The organism is Prevotella dentalis DSM 3688 (assembly GCF_000242335.1).
Lineage (GTDB): Bacteria > Bacteroidota > Bacteroidia > Bacteroidales > Bacteroidaceae > Prevotella > Prevotella seregens.
The window spans coordinates 1304253-1321619 of sequence record NC_019960.1 but is presented as its reverse complement, the minus strand read 5'-3'; the positions used below and the strand labels follow the sequence as shown (position 1 = coordinate 1321619).

Sequence of the window (17367 nt, the reverse complement as noted above, 5' to 3'; positions counted from 1 at the left end):
CTTCGATTTTAGATGATGCTGTTTGCTCTGGTCCATTCCACAATCTCGGGAATGTAGCCGAAAGCCAAGCCCGTCACGGTGTCGGCACAGCCGTAGTAGACGGCCACGCGCCCTGTAGCGGGGTCGTGCAGCTCGGCGCAGGGGAAACACACGTTGGGCACGTCTCCCGTAAGCTCATACGTTTCTTGTGGCGAGATGAGGTATGGCCCCGAGCGATAGATGGCTTTCCATGGCTTCTCCAGGTCGAGCAGGGCAGACCCGAAGCTATAGACATAGCCGTTGCACGAGTGCAGCACGCCATGGTAGAACAGCAACCAGCCCTCGCTCGTCTCGATGGGCACGGGGCCGGCCCCAATTTTCATGCACTGCCATGCGCTCTTCTCGAATGCTGCTGGAGCCATGACATGGCGGTGCCGCCCCCAGAATTCCAGGTCGGGCGACTCGCTGTAGAAGATGTCGCCAAAGGCTGTGTGCCCCGTGTCAGACGGGCGGGAGAGCATGGCAAAGCGGCCGTTTATTCGGTGGGGGAACAGCACGCCGTTGCGGTTGTATGGTAGAAAGGCGTTTTCTAATTGATGGAACGTTACGAAGTCCTGTGTCCAAGCCACGCCGATGGTCGGGCCGTGGTAGCCGTTGCACCAAGTGACATAGTAGCGGTCGTCGATTCGGCAGACACGCGGGTCATAGCCATACACCCATTGCCCCACCTCGTCGTCGTCACACAGAAAGCGTAGCGGGGCCTCGTTGATGTGCCAGTCTATGCCATTTGTGGAAAAGCCCGCGTGCAAAGCCATGCGACGGTTGGTGTCGTCACAGCGGAATACGCCTGCATAGCCGTCGCCGAAAGGCACCACGGCACTATTGAAGATACTGTTGCTTGTAGGCAGCAGGTCGCGGGGAATGATGGGGTTGCGATGGCTGCGCCACATCACGTGCTTGTCGTTTTCTGCTCGGTCTTCCCACGGCATGCCGGGTAGCGCTGGACCTTGGATTTTCAATGTGTTCATGTCTGTTGTCGGTTTCTGTTTGTATCAGGATAAGTGAAAGGTACGAAATAAGTGATGAGTAGGGCGGGGATGGTGCACAGCAGCACGAACAGGAAGAACTGTCGGTAGCCGAGCCAGTCGCTCACCGCACCGCTGAGCATGCCTGGCAGCATCACTCCCAAGTTCATAATGCCGGAGGCAAAGGCATAGTGCGACATTTGGTGCTTGCCGGGGGCTATCTGTTGCATCATGAAAAGCGTGAGCCCAACGAAGCCGAATCCGTAGCCGAAATACTCCATTGTGATGGCACCGCCAATGAGCCACAGACTGGTGGGCTGATAAAGGGCCAGCAGGGTATAGGCGACAAAGGGCAGGTTGAAGATCAGGGCCAGCGAGAACAGGCTACGCTGCAGTCCCCGGTGGGCGATGTAGTAACCGGCCAGAATGCTCCCCACGACGAAAGCGGCTGCACCAAACGTGCCATAGCACAGGCCAATCTGTTGTTCGGTCAGCCCAAGTCCCTGTCCGTCTCGTGGAGCCTTGAGGAACAGGGGCACTATCTTCATCACAAATCCCTCGCAAAAGCGGTAGAGGATGATGAAGCAGACATAATAGACAATGTGTTGCTTGCCGAAGAAGTCACGGAACACAGCCCATAGCTCCCGAAGGCTGTCGCCCAGCGGCAGGGTCTTCTCTGTCCGCTCGTCCTTGGAGGGAAGCACAAAGAAGTGGTAGATGCCGATGGCGCACATGATGCCGGCTATGATGAGCATGACGGCCGTCCATGCTTGGGTCACGCCGAACAGGTCGATGAACATGCCGGCCAGATAGACCAATCCGCCCGTCGCCACGATTTTGGCAATATTGTAGAATGCTCCCTGCCAGCCTATCCATCGTGCCTGCTCCTCGTTGGACAGTACGCTCATGTAGGTTCCGTCGGCGGCAATGTCGTGCGTGGCACCACTGAGGGCAATCACTGCCAGCATGGCGATGGTGATGGCAAAGTACTGCGGCAGGTGCAGGGCAAGGCCAACAAGGGCAAACAGCACGCCGCTGAGCATTTGGGTGAGCACAACAAAGAACTTCTTGGTCTTGTACAGTTCCAGGAAAGGACTCCACAGAGGCTTCAAAGTCCAAGGCAGCATGATAAGCGATGTCCAGAAAGCGATCTGCGTATCGCTCACGCCCAGCCCCTTGTACATCAGCGTGCACACCATGTTGAGCACCACAAAAGGCATGCCCATGGCAAAGTAGAGTGTCGGTACCCATGCGGCAGGGCTGATGGCGGTACCGTTGTTCTGTCTCTTTTTCATTTGTTCAAGGACGGTTTTTGACAGAGGTTCCAAACTTGGAAGGCTTGCTGCCCATGGTGAATTCCAAGGTTCCACCATGGAAAATATCCTTGTAGCCGATGTACGACTTGGGGTATGGCTTCCCGTTTAGTCTTACTTGCTGGATGTACATGTTCCGTTCGTTGTTGTTGTGTGAGACGATGCGAAAGGTCTTGCCTCCGCCCACTTGCAACTCTGCCTCATCGACGAGGGGAGAACCGAACACGAAAACGCCGTCGGCAGGGTCTACTTGATAGAGGCCCAAGGCGGAGAGAATATACCAAGCAGACATCTGCCCCACGTCCTCATTGCCGCTCAATCCGTCGGCATCATCATGGTACATGGTGGCCAGCGTCTGTCTCAGCAGCCTTGCCGCTTTCCAAGGCTGTCCCACGTAGTTGTACATGTAGATGATGTGGTGGCTGGGCTCATTGCCGTGGGCATATTGTCCTATCAGCCCGGAAATGTCGGGAGAAGCGTCCTCGCCAAGGGTTCCCTGTGCCAGAAATAGCGAGTCGAGCTTTTGCGTGAAAGCCTTCTCGTTCTTGAACAGCCCCACCAGTCCGTGCACGTTGTGTGGCACCAGCCACGTGTATTGCCAGGCGTTGCCCTCGGTGTAGTCGTCTTGGCGGTGTACCGCATGGAAAGGATTGAACGGTGTGCGGAACCGTCCCTCCGAGTCGCGTCCTTTCATGAAGCCGTCACGCGGGTCGAACAGTTTCTTGTATGACTGCGAGCGATCCAGAAAATACTTGTAGTCCTCCTCGTGTCCCAACAGCCGTGCCACCTTGGCGATGCCGGCATCGGCAATGGCGTATTCCAGCGTCTTGGCCACGGTCTCGCGCTCTTCGTCCTTGTCGAACGGAACATAGCCATATTGTTTTAGGGCACCCAGTCCGCGCTCGTCTTTCAGGGCAGAGGCTTTCATGGCCTGGAAGGCAGCCTCCTTGTCACTGACGAATCCTTTCAGCACCAAGTCGGCCAGGACAATGATACCCGGATTGCCAATCATGCAATCGGTCTCGTTGCCCACAAGATGCCACACGGGCAGCTTGCCCTGCTCGTGGTAGATGTGCAGGAAAGTCTCTCCCACGTCGTTCATCATGCCGGGGTGGATGAGCGTCATCAGGGGCATGGCGGCACGATAGGTGTCCCATAACGAGAACGTGGTATAGTTGGTGAAGTTTCCTTGGTGTGTCTTTCCGTCTGCACCGCGGTAGTCACCGTTGACGTCGCAGAATACAGAGGGGGCAACCATCGTGTGGTAGAGGGCCGTGTAGAAAGTGCGGCGCAGGGCTTCGTTGCGGGTCTTGATGCTGATTTTGCCCAGCTCTTGGTTCCAAAGGCGTGTCGCCTCGCGGGCCACGGCCCCAAAGTTCCACTCGGGAATTTCGTGTTCAAGGTTCTCTTTGGCGTTGGCGGTTCCCACGGCCGAGAGTCCCAGCTTGACCAAGAGCGGCTTCCCGTCATCCTCCACCTGGATGGTATAGATGTTGTCGTTGCATGACAGCAGTTTCACAGCTGAGGAGAAGACGGCCGTGAAATACACCTGCTGGTTCTTGGCCCACCCGGTGGACAGGCGGCAGCCCTCAATGGTCCTGCCGTCAACCTGCCGTAAGGAGCTTGACGACAGTGCATCCCATCCTATTCCATGACGCAGGTCAATCTTCATCAGGCGTTTCGCCCCCGGAGCATAGGTGTAGCGATGGAAGCCAGCGCGTGCCGTGGCCGTGAGTTCTACTTTCACTTCGGGCTTCTGCAACCGTATGGCGTAATAGCCGGGACGCACCGTTTCGTCGTCGTGGCTGAACGCCGTGGAGTCCTGTTCCTCGTCGGCCACGGGCAAAAACGTCACGTCTCCCAGGTCGCCGATGCCCGTGCCGCTGAGGTGCAAGTGCGAGAAGCCCCGCAGCATGCGCCCGCTGTAGTGATAGCCCGAGCACCAGTCCCACCCGCTGTGGGTCTGTGTGGGGCCGAGTTGAACGAATCCGAAAGGCACGTTGGCACCGAGGAACACGTGTCCGTGTCCCCCCGTGCCAATCCATGGGTTCACATATCGTGCCGGTCCGTCTGTCTGCTCCCCCGCACTGGCGGGCAGGGCCGCCAGGCAGAGGGTAGCGATGACAAGTAATAGCAATCTTGGTCTTTTCATATTAGGCCGTTTGTCAGGGTCTTTAGGATTTGTATTCCACGAAAGCCTCCATGGCTTCGTAGGATGCCAGTCCCAGCTTGTCGTAGAGGTCGGCCGTGCCGCGGTTGCGGTCTTCGGCGCGTTGCCAGAACAGGCGCTCGTCGTTGCCGAGGAACGGTGCGCTTTCCATCTGTGACTGGTGCTTGAGAATGGCATTCCGTTTGGTGCGCAGTTCTTCAGGGCTCATGGGCACGCACATCTCGATGTTCTCAATGTCCCATTCGGCCCATGCCCCCCGATACATCCACACGCGGCAGTCGTCCAGCCACTTGGCGCCGGCCTGTCGTTCCAGGTCGATGGCGGCGAGCACGGCGTCCGTGCACTTGCGGTGCGTGCCGTGCGGGTCGGCCAAGTCGGCGGCCACATAGATCTGGTGGGGCTGGGTCTTCTGTAGCAGTTCTCTTACAATCTGCACATCCTGCTCCGTCATCGGCAACTTCTCGATGGCCCCACTCTCATAGAAAGGAAGGTCGAGGAAGTACACATGCTCCAAGGGTATCTTGTTGAACGTGCAGGCCGTCCGAGCCTCGCCCCTGCGGATAAGTCCTTTGAGGATCAGCACGTCACGGCTGTCGAGGTCGCCCGCTTTCTTGGCCTTAAAAAAAGCCTTGATTTCCTGATACTTATCAGAAATGGTCGTGTCTTTTGACTGGTTGAACAGCTGGTTGAAACCGTTGATGAAGTGCATGAATCGGGTTACCTCCTCGTCGTTCACGGCAATGTTGCCGCTGGTCTCGTAGGCCACGTGCACCTCGTGCCCTTGGCTCACCAGCCGCTGGATGGTGCCGCCCATGGAGATGACATCGTCGTCGGGGTGGGGCGAGAATACCAGCGCGCGCTTTGGATAAGGGGTGGCTCGCTCGGGCCGGTGGGTGTCGTCGGCATCGGGCTTGCCGCCGGGCCAGCCTGTGATGGTGTGTTGCAAGTCGTTGAATATCTTGATGTTCGCATTGTAGGCCGACCCGTAGAGGGCGAGCAGTTCGCTCAGACCATGCTCGTTGTAGTCTTTGTTGGTCAACTTCAGAATGGGCTTCTGCGTGATGCCGCAGAGCCACACCAAGGCAGAGCGTGTCAGCTTGTCGGTCCATTCGCATGAGGTGACGAGCCAAGGCCGCTTGATGCGTGTCAGTTCGGCGGCTGCCGAGAGGTCGATCACCACATGGGTGTCGGGATGAGTCTGCATGAATGTGGCGGGCACGGCGTTGGTGATTTGGCCTTCCACCGTTTCCTTGATGATGCCTGCCTTCTCTTCTCCCCATGCCGTGATGAATATCTTCTTGGCTTTCAGGATGGTAGCCATGCCCATGGTGATGCTGCACGGTGGCACGGCCTCGCTCGTGGCGAAGCTGTTTGACATCTCCTCGCGCGACAAAGCGTCAATCAGAATGAGGCGCGAGTTCGACGCCATGCTCGAGCCCGGCTCGTTCACGGCGATGTTGCCTGTACGGCCAATGCCGAAGAGGGCTGCGTCGAGACCGCCGAAAGTCTGTATGCGTTGTTCGTAAAGACGGCAATATTCCTGGATGTCGTCTTGGTTGACCGTGCCGTTGGGCGAGAACACATTCTGTGGTTCGATGTCAATATGATCGAGGAAGAGTTTTTTGAGTTGCAGCAAACTCTGGCAAGTGCTCTTCGGCGTCAGCGGAAAATACTCATAGCCGTTGAACACGACGAGGTTTTTGAAGCTCAGCCCGTTCGCCTCATGACGGCGTATGAGCTCCTGATACACAGGCGTCAGCGAGGTACCAGTGCCAAGGGCCATGACATAGAACTCGCCCTTTTGTCGTTTGGCTGCCATGCCTGACTCGATGGCGTCGGCGATATGGGCGGCACCCTCCTCGGTGGAGGCGAAGATGTTTGTTGGTATTTTCTCCATCCGGGTCAGTTCCGAACGGTCTACTGCCGTAGCGGGCTGGTAGAGTTTCTGGGGTACTTTGTTTAACGCGATCTGTGAGGTCAGATTTAAATTTACCATAGTTTTTAGATGATTATTGGGGTGTTAAAATGTGAAATCAAGCATTTCGCTCGATGTCCTTGAAGTATCTGTAGGTTGCCACTTTCAGTTCGTCGGTGGCTGCTTCGTCGCTCACGATGATGCTGTGGGGGTGCATCTGCAGCGCGCTGATGGTCCACGCTTGGGTGACGGGCCCCTCGACGGCGGCCTGCAACGCACGCGCCTTGCCATGACCGTTGACCAGAACGAGCACCTCATCGGCCGCCATCACGGTGCCCACGCCCACGGTGAGCGCCCGTTCGGGCACCTGAGTCGGGTCGTTGTCGAAGAAGCGGGAGTTGGCAATGCGGGTATCCTCGGTGAGCGACTTGATGCGGGTGAGCGAGGTGAGCGAGGAGAAAGGCTCGTTGAAAGCGATGTGCCCGTCGGGCCCGATGCCTCCTACAAAGAGGCGGATGCCTCCGGCTGCACGAATCATTTCCTCGTAATGCCGGCATTCTTCCTCTATGTCCTCGGCATTGCCGTTCAAAATGTGGATGTTTTTCTCGGGACAGTCTATGTGTGCGAAGAGGTTTTCGCGCATAAACGTATGATAACTCTGGGGATGGTCTTCGGGCAGCCCTACGTACTCGTCCATATTGAAAGTCTCCACAAATCTGAACGACACGCGTTTTTCTTTCACGGCTTTCACGATATGAGCATACATGCCTTTGGGCGACGAGCCCGTTGGGAGGCCCAGAACGAAATGCCGTTCAGCTGTGGGCTGAAAGTCATTGATGCTTTTTACAACATAGTCTGCCGCCCATTTCGAGAGGTCTTCATAGTCTTTTCTAATAATTAGTCGCATATTGGTTTTTATGTTAAAGATGAAAGTGGTGTAGCCTGACTTCAAGGCCGGTCATACGGATAACGGCCTTGGGGATGCAAAAGGGTGGGCATATCTTGCAATCCCGCAGGTTCCGCTCCATACCGCAGCCCTCCAAGGCGGTTTCTGCCGGTCCTCCTCCCTGTGGAGGGGGCACCGGGGAGGTGGCGGTGCTTGCCGCAACTTTCCGGGTCAGCACGATTTTGTTGCCCGTCCGATGGTATGTTTCTTGTCATGCCACATGGCTCCTGTCGGTGCATGCACCTCTCTCACCTCCATGGTGTGGGTGTTCTTGTCGACGATGATTTTCTGATTGGGGCGAATGGTCACCTTGTTTCTGCCGGCTTTCTCGGCCACTTCCAGCCGCCCCTCCAGCAAGGTCACCTCTTCGGTGTTCCCCTTGCACTGGGTCTTGAAGTCGAACACAGTGCCCAGCACCTTGGCAGAGACGTTTCCACTCGACACGATGAATGGCTTGGCCGGATTTCTCACCACTCGGAACAAGGCCTCGCCTGCTAGTTTTACCTCGCGCGTGTCGCCCTTGAAGTCTTTCGGATAGCTGATGGTGGCATTCTTGTTGAGCCATACCCGGCTTCCGTCGGGCAGCGTCAGTTCTTTCTTGTTTTGGGCCGTGATGCAGACCATGTCGTCCGCGCCCATGTGCAGCCCCGCCCAAAGGGCGATGGAACCACTCGCCACTATCACCAGTCCTACGGCCGCATGGCGCAAGAAGACCAGCCGGCGTATCCTTACCCGGTACCGGTCTTCATGTTGCATGATTCTGTCCATGACGTCGGCCTCCGCCTGTGCCATCTCCATGGCAGAGGGACGATAATCACCCCTCCCCTCATGATACATTCGCTCTGCCTGGAACAACATCTCTTCGTTGGCTTCCGACTGGTTCAGCCAATCGAGAAGGAGTGATGTATTCTTAGGTGAGCTTTTACCCAAAATATAATCTTTTATGATCTTAAAATTGGCTATTGACATTGTTTACCTTGTTGCAATTTCTGTCGAAATCGTGATGATTCTTACAAAAATCATACTAATAACAAACGGAAATGAAAAACAACGTACTCCTTTCTTATATATTATTCACGTGCAAGAAATCCCAGGCGCCCCCGCAGGTAGCGCAAAGCCTTGAAAATGTGCGTATCTACCGTGCGAACAGATATTTTCATTACACCACTGATTTCCTTGTTCTTCATGCCATGCAGATAGCTCAGCGTGAAAGCCATGCGACATTTTTCGGGCAGTTCGTCAATGGCAGTGTCTATCTGCCGTCCTAATTCCCGGCTCTCAATGTGGCGCATCACGTCGCTCTGATCGGGCTGGTAGTATTTCATTCTTCGGTTCTCAATCTGTTTTTTCTGCTCTGAATATCCCTGCACGATATGCCGGTGCCTCACCATATTGAGCGTGCGCGTGTAAACGGTCTTGTACAGGAAAGCTTTGATATGGTCGTCGTCGTTCAGGGTGTCCCGCCGTTTCCATAGTTCAACGAACGCCTCCTGCACAATGTCTTTCACCTCCTCGTCGGCAAAAAGGGTCAGGGCATAGTTGAGCAGGGCGGAATACTGATTCCGGAATATTTGTCTGAAATGGTCTTCGGTTATAGTTTCCATATCTACAATGAGTAATTTCTGTCTGGCCGAAAGGGTAGGGCACTGTCGGCATTGCCAGTCCTGTTTTGTGGTAGGTAGGGAGGTGGCGTCGGTTTTTCGGTTCTATTCCGTTGCGTATTAAACAAGGAACGATGGTGATATTGTTATGCAAAGGTAGTGTTTTATTCTGAACGGCATGCCTTTTTAGGAAAATATTTGCATTGGCGACACGGCTTTTCTCCTTGCCGGCCGGGACGCATGAACCGTCTGTTGGATGGCAGTGGCTCGCGCGTACCTATTTATAATTGGAGGCCTTGGGGCCACGACTGTCTTGATGACGTGTTCCCCCTGTATTCGGAACTGGTGTACTGTCGATGCTGAAATAACTGGTGTACGTCTGCCTTTCGGGTAGTGGTTCGGACTTTCGCGCCTTTTCGCCCGATGGCAAACGTCTAAACGCCAGGCGAATAACCTGTTCACGCCATGCGTCAAAGGGTTATTCATTGGATGAAGACGGGTAAAAGATGGCGCGTTGAGCCGTGGGCGGCAGATGAAAGGTGTGTGGCGGGGAAACGCCGTCGTGGGGTTTATCAACGGCATACGCCTCAACGAGGTAAAGAAGAACCTTGATTTCCAGCCCGGCATTGCCATCAGCGTACTGGCTGGACATATGGAATTTAACTCACCGAAGTATTTTTCACACCTGTTCAAGAAAAAATCGGTATGCTGCCCAGCAAATGTGCTGCGGATCACCTGGAAGAAACTGCAATTTATTGAACCGGCTTCATCCCTTTCTTTAGTTGTTCGCGCAAACATTGAAAAAAGGCCAGAATTTTGATCTCTACAGCCGAAAAATTTTAAATATTCGTGTTTATTACAAAAATTTTTGTCTATCTTTGCAAGAGTTAGCAGCAATCTTTTCAAAACATTGTTAATTTAAACCTAAAAAATGAGAAAATTTTATCTATTGGGATCGGCACTGCTTGCTTGTGCCGTAGGATGGGCACAGAGGACTCCCCTACATCCTCTTGACATCCAAACTTCGGATTTTGACCAACTTGTGAGTAACTTTAATGCATGGAAAACAGGGAAAACTTTTGGTGGTGTATCAAAAATTGACGAGCAGTTCTTTATCTCTCGTCAGCGCCCGCTTGAGCGCATAGCCGGCTCCCTTGACTACAAGGCTGACGGCGAGGGCGACGAGAATCGCAACCTGTGTTTGTGGGTTCCCCTTGACGACCCTACTGTTACTTGGAAAGCACTCCCACGTTACTGTTTTGAGGGTGATAATTTCAGCAACTGGTCGTATGTCACCATTCACGGCAACTGGACAGCGCCATGGCTCCGCGTGACCGCCGGTCTCGCCGATGTGGCGCACAAAAATGGAGTGAAAGTGGGATGCGTGATGTCCGTACCATGGGCCCAGTTTGTAGAAGTGGGTTCGGGGGCAAACACCTATAGTGCTGTTTTCTCTATGCTTTGCGAGAAAGACAACGACGGAAATTTCAAGAATACGGAGAAGTTTGTCAAGTTCCTCAAATACTACGGCATCGACGGTGTGGGGGTCAACTCCGAATTTAGTTCCGATGCCAACTCGATGGAAAATATCCGAAATTTCTTCGCAGAATGCCATACCAAAGCCAAGGAGATAGGCTGGAACTTCCAGCTGCACTGGTATGACGGTACCAACGACTATGGTTCAATTCAATTCGACCAAGGTCTCAACAGTAACAATGCGTTGATGTTCGGAAGTAGCAAAAAGGTTGTAACTGACATGATGTTTGCCAATTACAATTGGAACAAAAGTGTACTGACGCGGTCTGAACAGAAAGCAGAGGAACTTGGCCGCTCAAGCTACGACTATTATGCTGGTTTCGATATTCAAGGGCGCGCACTGCGCAACCTCAGGTGGAACGATTTGCTCGCATCGAAGATTTCCATCGGATTCTGGGGTGCCCACAAACAGAGTCTCATACACCAGAGTGCCACTGACAACGGTACCTCGGACGTGGCCATACAGAAGACCTACCTTGACAAGCAGGAACTTATTTTCTCAGGTGGAAACCGCAATCCTGCCAATACGCCGAGCATCAATATGATGTGTGACCTGAGCAATGCCAGCCTACAAAACTTTCATGGTCTGTCGCGCTTCCTCTCTGCTAAGTCGACTATACAAGCTGTGCCTTTCGTTTCACGCTTCAATCTTGGTAACGGCTTGGTGTTCCGTAATGACGGACAAGTGGCATTCAACCATAAATGGCACAACATCGCCACTCAGGACATCATGCCCACATGGCGTTGGTGGATCGTTGACGGCAGTGAGAGTGCTAAGAATGGAGGCCTTGTCAATGCCGACCTCACATGGAACGACTCTTGGTTCGGCGGCTCATGTCTGCAACTCAGCGGACAGACGGCTTTTTCCCGCGTAAAACTCTTCAAGACTGCGCTCACTACACAGCCCACATATAATATATCCGTCACCTACAAGGTGCCTTCCGACACCAAGACGCATGCAAAGCTTTTTGTAGCTCTAAAGGATAAGCTCACCGATTACAAGGAGATAGATATACCTGAGGCTAAGACCTACGGTCAATGGCAGACTTTCACTACAACTCTCGGCGAGCTCGGGCTCTCTGCAGACGATGTCATTTCTATGATTGGCATCACTGTAGCCGATGCACCGGCAGACTATAAGATGTATGTCGGAGAGATTGCCGTCCGTGATCCGCAGAAGAGCTTTGCCCCTGTGGCTCCTGAGATCAACGAGGTGGAGATCATCCGCGGCAAGGGCAGCAGTGTTGACTTCAAGATGCGTTACTCTGCTAAGGATGAGAGTGACGGCTCCAAGTATTATAATGACGAGGTCGACACATGGTACTATGAAATCTTCATGCAGCAAGAGAATCGGCCAGTGCAACTTCTCACGGCTACAACATCGTGGGCAGCTTATGTCGTTGACGCACCACTTAAGAGTGGTTTTGAGGGACGTAACGCACGCTTCGGTGTTGTGGCAGTATCGCCGGATGGTCTGCAGAAGTCAGACACGACATGGACGGCCTATAAGCAGGTGCCCTACGACACACCATCAACGGAGGTCGTCATAGATATGCCAGTCATCAAACCAGGACAATCTTTCACCATGAGTCTTGAGGACGAGATGGCTCAGCCTGCACAAAAGTGGCAGCTCGTCAACTCGCAGACAGGCACAGTGGTATACACAGCAGAGAACACAACAAAGATCACAACAAAGATCGACGAGGTAGGAACTTATGATCTTATCCTCACTCCATCAAGTGGTGCAAATATCATCACTCGCGGAAAAGTTGTCATCTCGCCCAAGGCTACGGGTAAGGTGCCTGAGATAATCGACTTCGCCGTTGATAAACATGAAGTAGAAACCGGCAAGGACGTTACCTACAACTATACCATTGATAAAGGAGAGGGAAAAGTGTCGCGTGCACTTACCATTAACGACCCGGACATGCTCATGATACCCGGCGAGATGCAAGTGGGCAAAACCTATACCTATGCCCTCTGGGTGAAAGCCAATAAGTATGCTCATGACTCGCAGGGCACCAATCTCATCAGCAAGAACACTATCGCCGACCGATGGCCGCACAACAACTGGGGTGACCTTTGGGTACAGGTTCGTCCGGCATGCACTGCCGATGCTGGATCTGGTTGGTACGGTGGCGACAATAATGGCTCGCAGCATACAGAGAACGAGGTGTCGTTCAATACTTTCGGATGGCTTCACCACGACTCCCCATGGGAGGAGATGATGTCGACCGGCTACAGTCTTAACCCTGGTGTATGGAACCACATCGCTGTGACGCAGAAAGGCAATCAGCAGGCTATTTTCTTCAACGGCAAGCGAGTGGCTTATGCAGAGGCATCCAGCAACAATTCGCGTCGCGAGAACTCTTCTGACGCTCGTATTGACAAGTCAGCAACTGCCAACATTTTCATCGGTGGTGGCGGTGTTTACAAAGCCGGCTTCAACGGATGGGTCGATGAGGTGCAGGTATGGAATAAGGCACTCACGGAAGCCGAGGTACTCCAAGCTATGCAGGGCTACAAAGCTGAAGAAGTGCCCGAGGGGCTTCAGGCTTACTACACCTTTGAGACCTATAACACTGCAGATTCCACTTTTGCTAACTACGGACATGGTGGCGAGCAGTACAAGGCACGTATGGTGCGGACACAGGGTTCCGGCGGTGAGGCTACTGGCAATGCAGCATATGTCACGCAAGAAGCCGATAACAGCACACAGGGATACCCAGGTATAGAGGGAACCATGGAGATAAAGGCTACCAGAACATTCTCTTCTCCTATGACAACAATCTCCAGTGAGGATGACAAGGCTGCTGTGGTTAAGTACAATGCTGCAGGCACTTACAGTGCTACACTCAACGTAACCAATGACTGGGCATCTGATGAGCGGACACTTGAAGATGCAGTGATTGTCAGTGTGCCCACATCCATCAATGCTATGTCTCAGGAGTCTGACTTAGCGATCTATCCCAACCCGTTTGTGGAATCTGTTAATTTCCGTTTTGCTGAGGCAGGACATTACACGGTCAGCATCATTAACGCAGCTGGGACAGTGATGCAGACCAATTCGTTCAATGCACAGGCAGGAAAGGTGATCAGCGTCACCGTAACTGCACCAGAAGGTCTCTATCTCGTGCAGGTAGTTAAAGATGGAAAGGTCCACAAGACCGTTAAGGTCGTGAAGAAGTAATTGTCTTTTTATAGTCAAACAGGAAAACTTTGCAAAAAATCAGTTGTAACTATCTGAAAATAAATTTAGAAGCATTACGACTTTTGCAAAGTATTCCTGTTTAGCTGTAACTATTGACAAACAAGAAAATAGTAAACAGATATTCTGAATCTTTCGTTACATATTCTCTAATCCTCCAAGGTGACAGAGAAAACGGGAACTATACTATTAATATCCTATTATAATCAAATCTAAATGAACAACTATTCAACTGACAGAAAGCAAAGGCGAAACCGAACTGCCATGGTTCTCCTTTTTGCTGGGTTGCCCATGTTCTACGCCTACGCCAATTTTTCGGCTGCCCCGGCGGTAGTTCCAATGATGCAGCAACCACAGCAGAATGTAGCACATGGCACCGTGATCGACGAGAATGGTGAACCGCTCATAGGGGTCACGGTGACGATAGAAGGCCAGAAAGGCACGGGCACCGTAACCGATCTTGACGGTCGATTCGAACTGCGCGGTGTCAGCCGTGGGGCGAAGCTCCAGATAACGTACATCGGCTATGCATCACAGACGGTGACATGGAGTGGACAAAGTATCAACATTAAGCTCGAACCGGAGAGTAGCACCATCAGCGAGGTGGTTGTAACGGCCATGGGTATACGCCGTAAGGAAGAGTCGCTGACCTATGCCACACAACAGGTCAGAGCTTCCGAACTCAATCGTGTTCAGGATCCCAACCTCGCCAACTCGCTCGAGGGCAAGGTAGCCGGCATTACCATCACGCCATCAGCCGGTGGTGCCGGTGGTGCGTCAAAGATCATTCTTCGTGGTAACAAGTCGATTCTGGGCTCCTCTACACCGCTCATTGTCGTTGACGGTGTGCCCATGACCAACTCACAGCATGGACAGCTTTCCGATGGTTCGTTCATGGCAGAAGGCAGAACAGAGGGTGCTGACGCGTTGTCGATGATCAATCCTGAGGACATTGAGTCCATCAACGTGCTTAAGGGTGCCAATGCCGCTGCCCTATACGGCTCGGTGGCAGCCAACGGCGTGCTGATGATCACCACTAAAAAAGGTCGTGAGGGTAAAATGCGCATCGACTTCTCGTCGAACATTACTTTCGACAATCCACTCACCAAGCCGAAAATACAGAATATTTACGGAGCCAACGTTCTCGAAAACGACATTGCCGGGCAGGTTTCTGATTACTCGTGGGGACCTCGTCTCGCTGACCGCTCATCAGACAAGCTCACGCAACGCACACCCATGGATGGAGATACGTTCAAGTATACTGTTATTGGTGAGAATGGGAAACCGCAAACCATCCGTCAGTACAACGACGTGCATCTGCGCAACTATGCCGCCGACGACATTGGCGACTTCTTCCGCACAGGAGTTACCGCCAACAACTCATTGGCACTCTCGGGGGGGACGGAGAACATGAGTTCGTACTTTTCCTACGGTAACGCGCATTCCAATGGCATGATGCGCAGCAACTCCTACAACCGAAATACATTATCGTTTAGGCAGATGTTCAAGTTCTTCAACAGGGCAACAATCAACGTTTCAATGAACTACATCTCCACCAAGACAAAGAACCGACCCGGTGGTGGTACGAACATGAATCCTATCTTCGATGTGTACACCATGCCTCGGAATATCGACATGGCCTACTACCGTAACAATTATCGTATAGAAAACGGCAGGTGGAACGCTAATAATCGGAGTCATTTTGTAGAACGTAGCAACGGGTCCTATCGCCTAAATAATGCGGACAAGGTTGCGCTCACCGGACCGATGATGAGCTGGTATACATACTCTAACAACCATAACAACCCTTATTGGCTGATGTATCAGAACGAGGGCGTTCAGCGCGAAGACAGGTTCTTCGGCAACATCACCGGCACCCTTGATATTTGGGACGGGTTGTCATTTCAAGCGCGTCTCGGTATAGATTTCGACAAGTATGAGAATGAGGCCAAACGCTACGCAACGACATACATACCCAGTGGAATAGAGCCCTACGGACGCTACTGGTGGAGCTACAACAAGACCACGGAGTATTATACCGATTACATGCTCAATTATAACAAAACTTTCAACGATACATGGGAGGTATCGGCAACGGCCGGTTTCGTGGGACACACCATTAAGGGGCAGAACAAGAGCGTAGATACCGGTGATGCCACCTATGTTGATCCACAGAATATCTATCTTTCCGACCTTATCAATTGGTTCTCCGTTTCGGCAGGCGGTGCAGGCAAGAATACACAAAGCCGTTCGTCAGACTGGAACAAGGGTGCTGTATTCACCGCACAGCTCGGATGGAAAGAAAAGGTATATGTTGACGGATCATACCGTCGCGACTGGTATCGCTCGTTCAAGCAGTTTAAGGATCGCGGTACACCGGCATCGTACGGATACTTCGGCTTTGGAGCTAACGCCATCGTCAGCTCACTCGTCAAGATGCCCGAATGGTGGAACTATCTCAAATACCGTGTTTCATATTCTGAGGTGGGTAACTCCATACCCAACCAGGTGTTCGGCGCTGTGTCCATCAACTGGAGAGAGAAGACCTATACCACCAACCTGTGGGCCGACTTCAAGGATCCCAGGCCTGAAAAGACACAGTCTTTCGAGACGGGTTTCGAGTCCATGTTCCTTAACGACAGGCTCAGCGTCGATTTCACATACTATAACTCCACAACGTCTAATCTCTACATGGTTGGAACCAATGCTTCCGGACGCAGTATTCCGATGAACTCGGCCAAGATACGCAACCAAGGCTTTGAGGCCTCAGTAGGTTACAACTGGAAGATTATGAGGAATATGACGTGGAAAACAACGGTCAACTTCGCCTACAACAAGAACAAAATTCTCCGCACAGCCTACAGTGTTGACGAGACAACGGGCAAGGAGAAAGAAAATATCATTGCTACCAATGTGGGACAAGTGCGAGTACTCTACGCTGAGGGTGGTTCTGTGGGCGATATGTATATCTCTGATATTCGCCGTTACGAAGCAGATGGTGTAGACGACAAGGGTAATCCTGTGAAGGCCGGGTGGTATCAGCTTGATTCACAGGGAGGTTTACAGACTGAAACCAAGTCTGACAAGGCATTGAAGAAGTATGTGGGAAACATGAATGCGCCATGGACGCTTGGATGGAGCAATCAGTTTACATGGAAAGATCTCACGCTTACTTTCCTCATCAACGGACGTATTGGTGGCAAAGTGCTGTCGTTTACCGAAGCATTCCTCGATTCCTACGGTCTTTCGCAGCGTACCGCCGATGCACGTATGTATGCCGAGCAGAACAAGATCTATGCCACAGGCTACGGCGATGGCAAGCAGCTTGGCGTACAACTTGATGACGGTTCGGGACGCATCGTGCCCATCGAAGCCTACTATCAGTCTGTCGGAGGCAACAATCCCCAAGACCTGCAGCGTTATATCTACAGCGGTACTAATTTCCGTCTGCGCGAGCTCACGCTCGGTTACACTTTCCGCAATCTCTTCGGAACCAACCGCAACCTCTCGCTCTCATTCATAGCCCGTAACCTGTTCTTTATCTATAAGGATGCCCCTGTCGATCCCGACGTGTCGCTGGCAACGGGCAACGGACTCGGAGCTTTCGAGATGTTCAACATGCCGTCGGCACGCTCTTTCGGTTTCTCGCTCAATATGAATTTCTAAAAACCAGA

General features: G+C 52.6%; 10 protein-coding genes. 3 read left to right on the top strand and 7 right to left on the bottom strand.

The window, feature by feature from the left end; all coding sequences use genetic code 11:
* Positions 1-8 precede the first annotated feature (8 nt).
* The 7 genes from PREDE_RS05255 to PREDE_RS05225 all read right to left on the bottom strand — a co-directional run bounded on the left by PREDE_RS05255 (position 9) and on the right by PREDE_RS05225 (position 8952).
* Positions 9-1007: a glycoside hydrolase family 130 protein gene (locus PREDE_RS05255; protein ID WP_005844805.1), complete on the bottom strand. Its 999-nt coding sequence runs from the start codon at positions 1005-1007 to the stop codon at positions 9-11.
* Positions 1004-2299 carry an MFS transporter gene (locus tag PREDE_RS05250; RefSeq protein ID WP_005844804.1) on the bottom strand — a complete coding sequence of 432 codons (1296 nt, stop codon included), beginning with the start codon at positions 2297-2299 and terminating at the stop codon, positions 1004-1006. The genes PREDE_RS05255 and PREDE_RS05250 overlap by 4 nt, the downstream gene beginning before the upstream one ends.
* Positions 2300-2303: 4 nt before the next feature.
* Entirely contained in the window at positions 2304-4469 is a 2166-nt protein-coding gene (locus PREDE_RS05245) for a GH92 family glycosyl hydrolase (protein WP_005844803.1), read from the bottom strand.
* 22 nt (positions 4470-4491) lie between these two features.
* On the bottom strand, positions 4492-6483 hold the full coding sequence (locus PREDE_RS05240) for a glucosamine-6-phosphate deaminase (RefSeq protein ID WP_005844801.1): 1992 nt from the start codon (positions 6481-6483) through the stop codon (positions 4492-4494).
* A 37-nt stretch (positions 6484-6520) separates the two neighbouring features.
* On the bottom strand, positions 6521-7309 hold the full coding sequence (gene nagB, locus PREDE_RS05235; RefSeq protein WP_015298520.1) for a glucosamine-6-phosphate deaminase: 789 nt from the start codon (positions 7307-7309) through the stop codon (positions 6521-6523).
* A 210-nt stretch (positions 7310-7519) separates the two neighbouring features.
* Complete coding sequence (locus PREDE_RS05230) at positions 7520-8278, bottom strand: FecR family protein (RefSeq protein ID WP_235777482.1); 759 nt, start codon at positions 8276-8278, stop codon at positions 7520-7522.
* A gap of 140 nt (positions 8279-8418) precedes the next feature.
* Positions 8419-8952, bottom strand: coding sequence for an RNA polymerase sigma-70 factor (locus PREDE_RS05225; RefSeq protein WP_005844797.1), 534 nt, complete (start codon positions 8950-8952; stop codon positions 8419-8421).
* A gap of 529 nt (positions 8953-9481) precedes the next feature.
* Between PREDE_RS05225 and PREDE_RS05220 the strand changes: the two genes are divergently transcribed.
* From PREDE_RS05220 to PREDE_RS05210, 3 genes are all read left to right on the top strand, one after another.
* Positions 9482-9769, top strand: coding sequence for a hypothetical protein (locus tag PREDE_RS05220; protein WP_005844796.1), 288 nt, complete (start codon positions 9482-9484; stop codon positions 9767-9769).
* 111 nt (positions 9770-9880) lie between these two features.
* Positions 9881-13675 carry an endo-beta-N-acetylglucosaminidase gene (locus PREDE_RS05215; protein WP_005844792.1) on the top strand — a complete coding sequence of 1265 codons (3795 nt, stop codon included), beginning with the start codon at positions 9881-9883 and terminating at the stop codon, positions 13673-13675.
* A gap of 282 nt (positions 13676-13957) precedes the next feature.
* Positions 13958-17359 carry a SusC/RagA family TonB-linked outer membrane protein gene (locus PREDE_RS05210; protein ID WP_005844790.1) on the top strand — a complete coding sequence of 1134 codons (3402 nt, stop codon included), beginning with the start codon at positions 13958-13960 and terminating at the stop codon, positions 17357-17359.
* Positions 17360-17367: the final 8 nt, after the last annotated feature.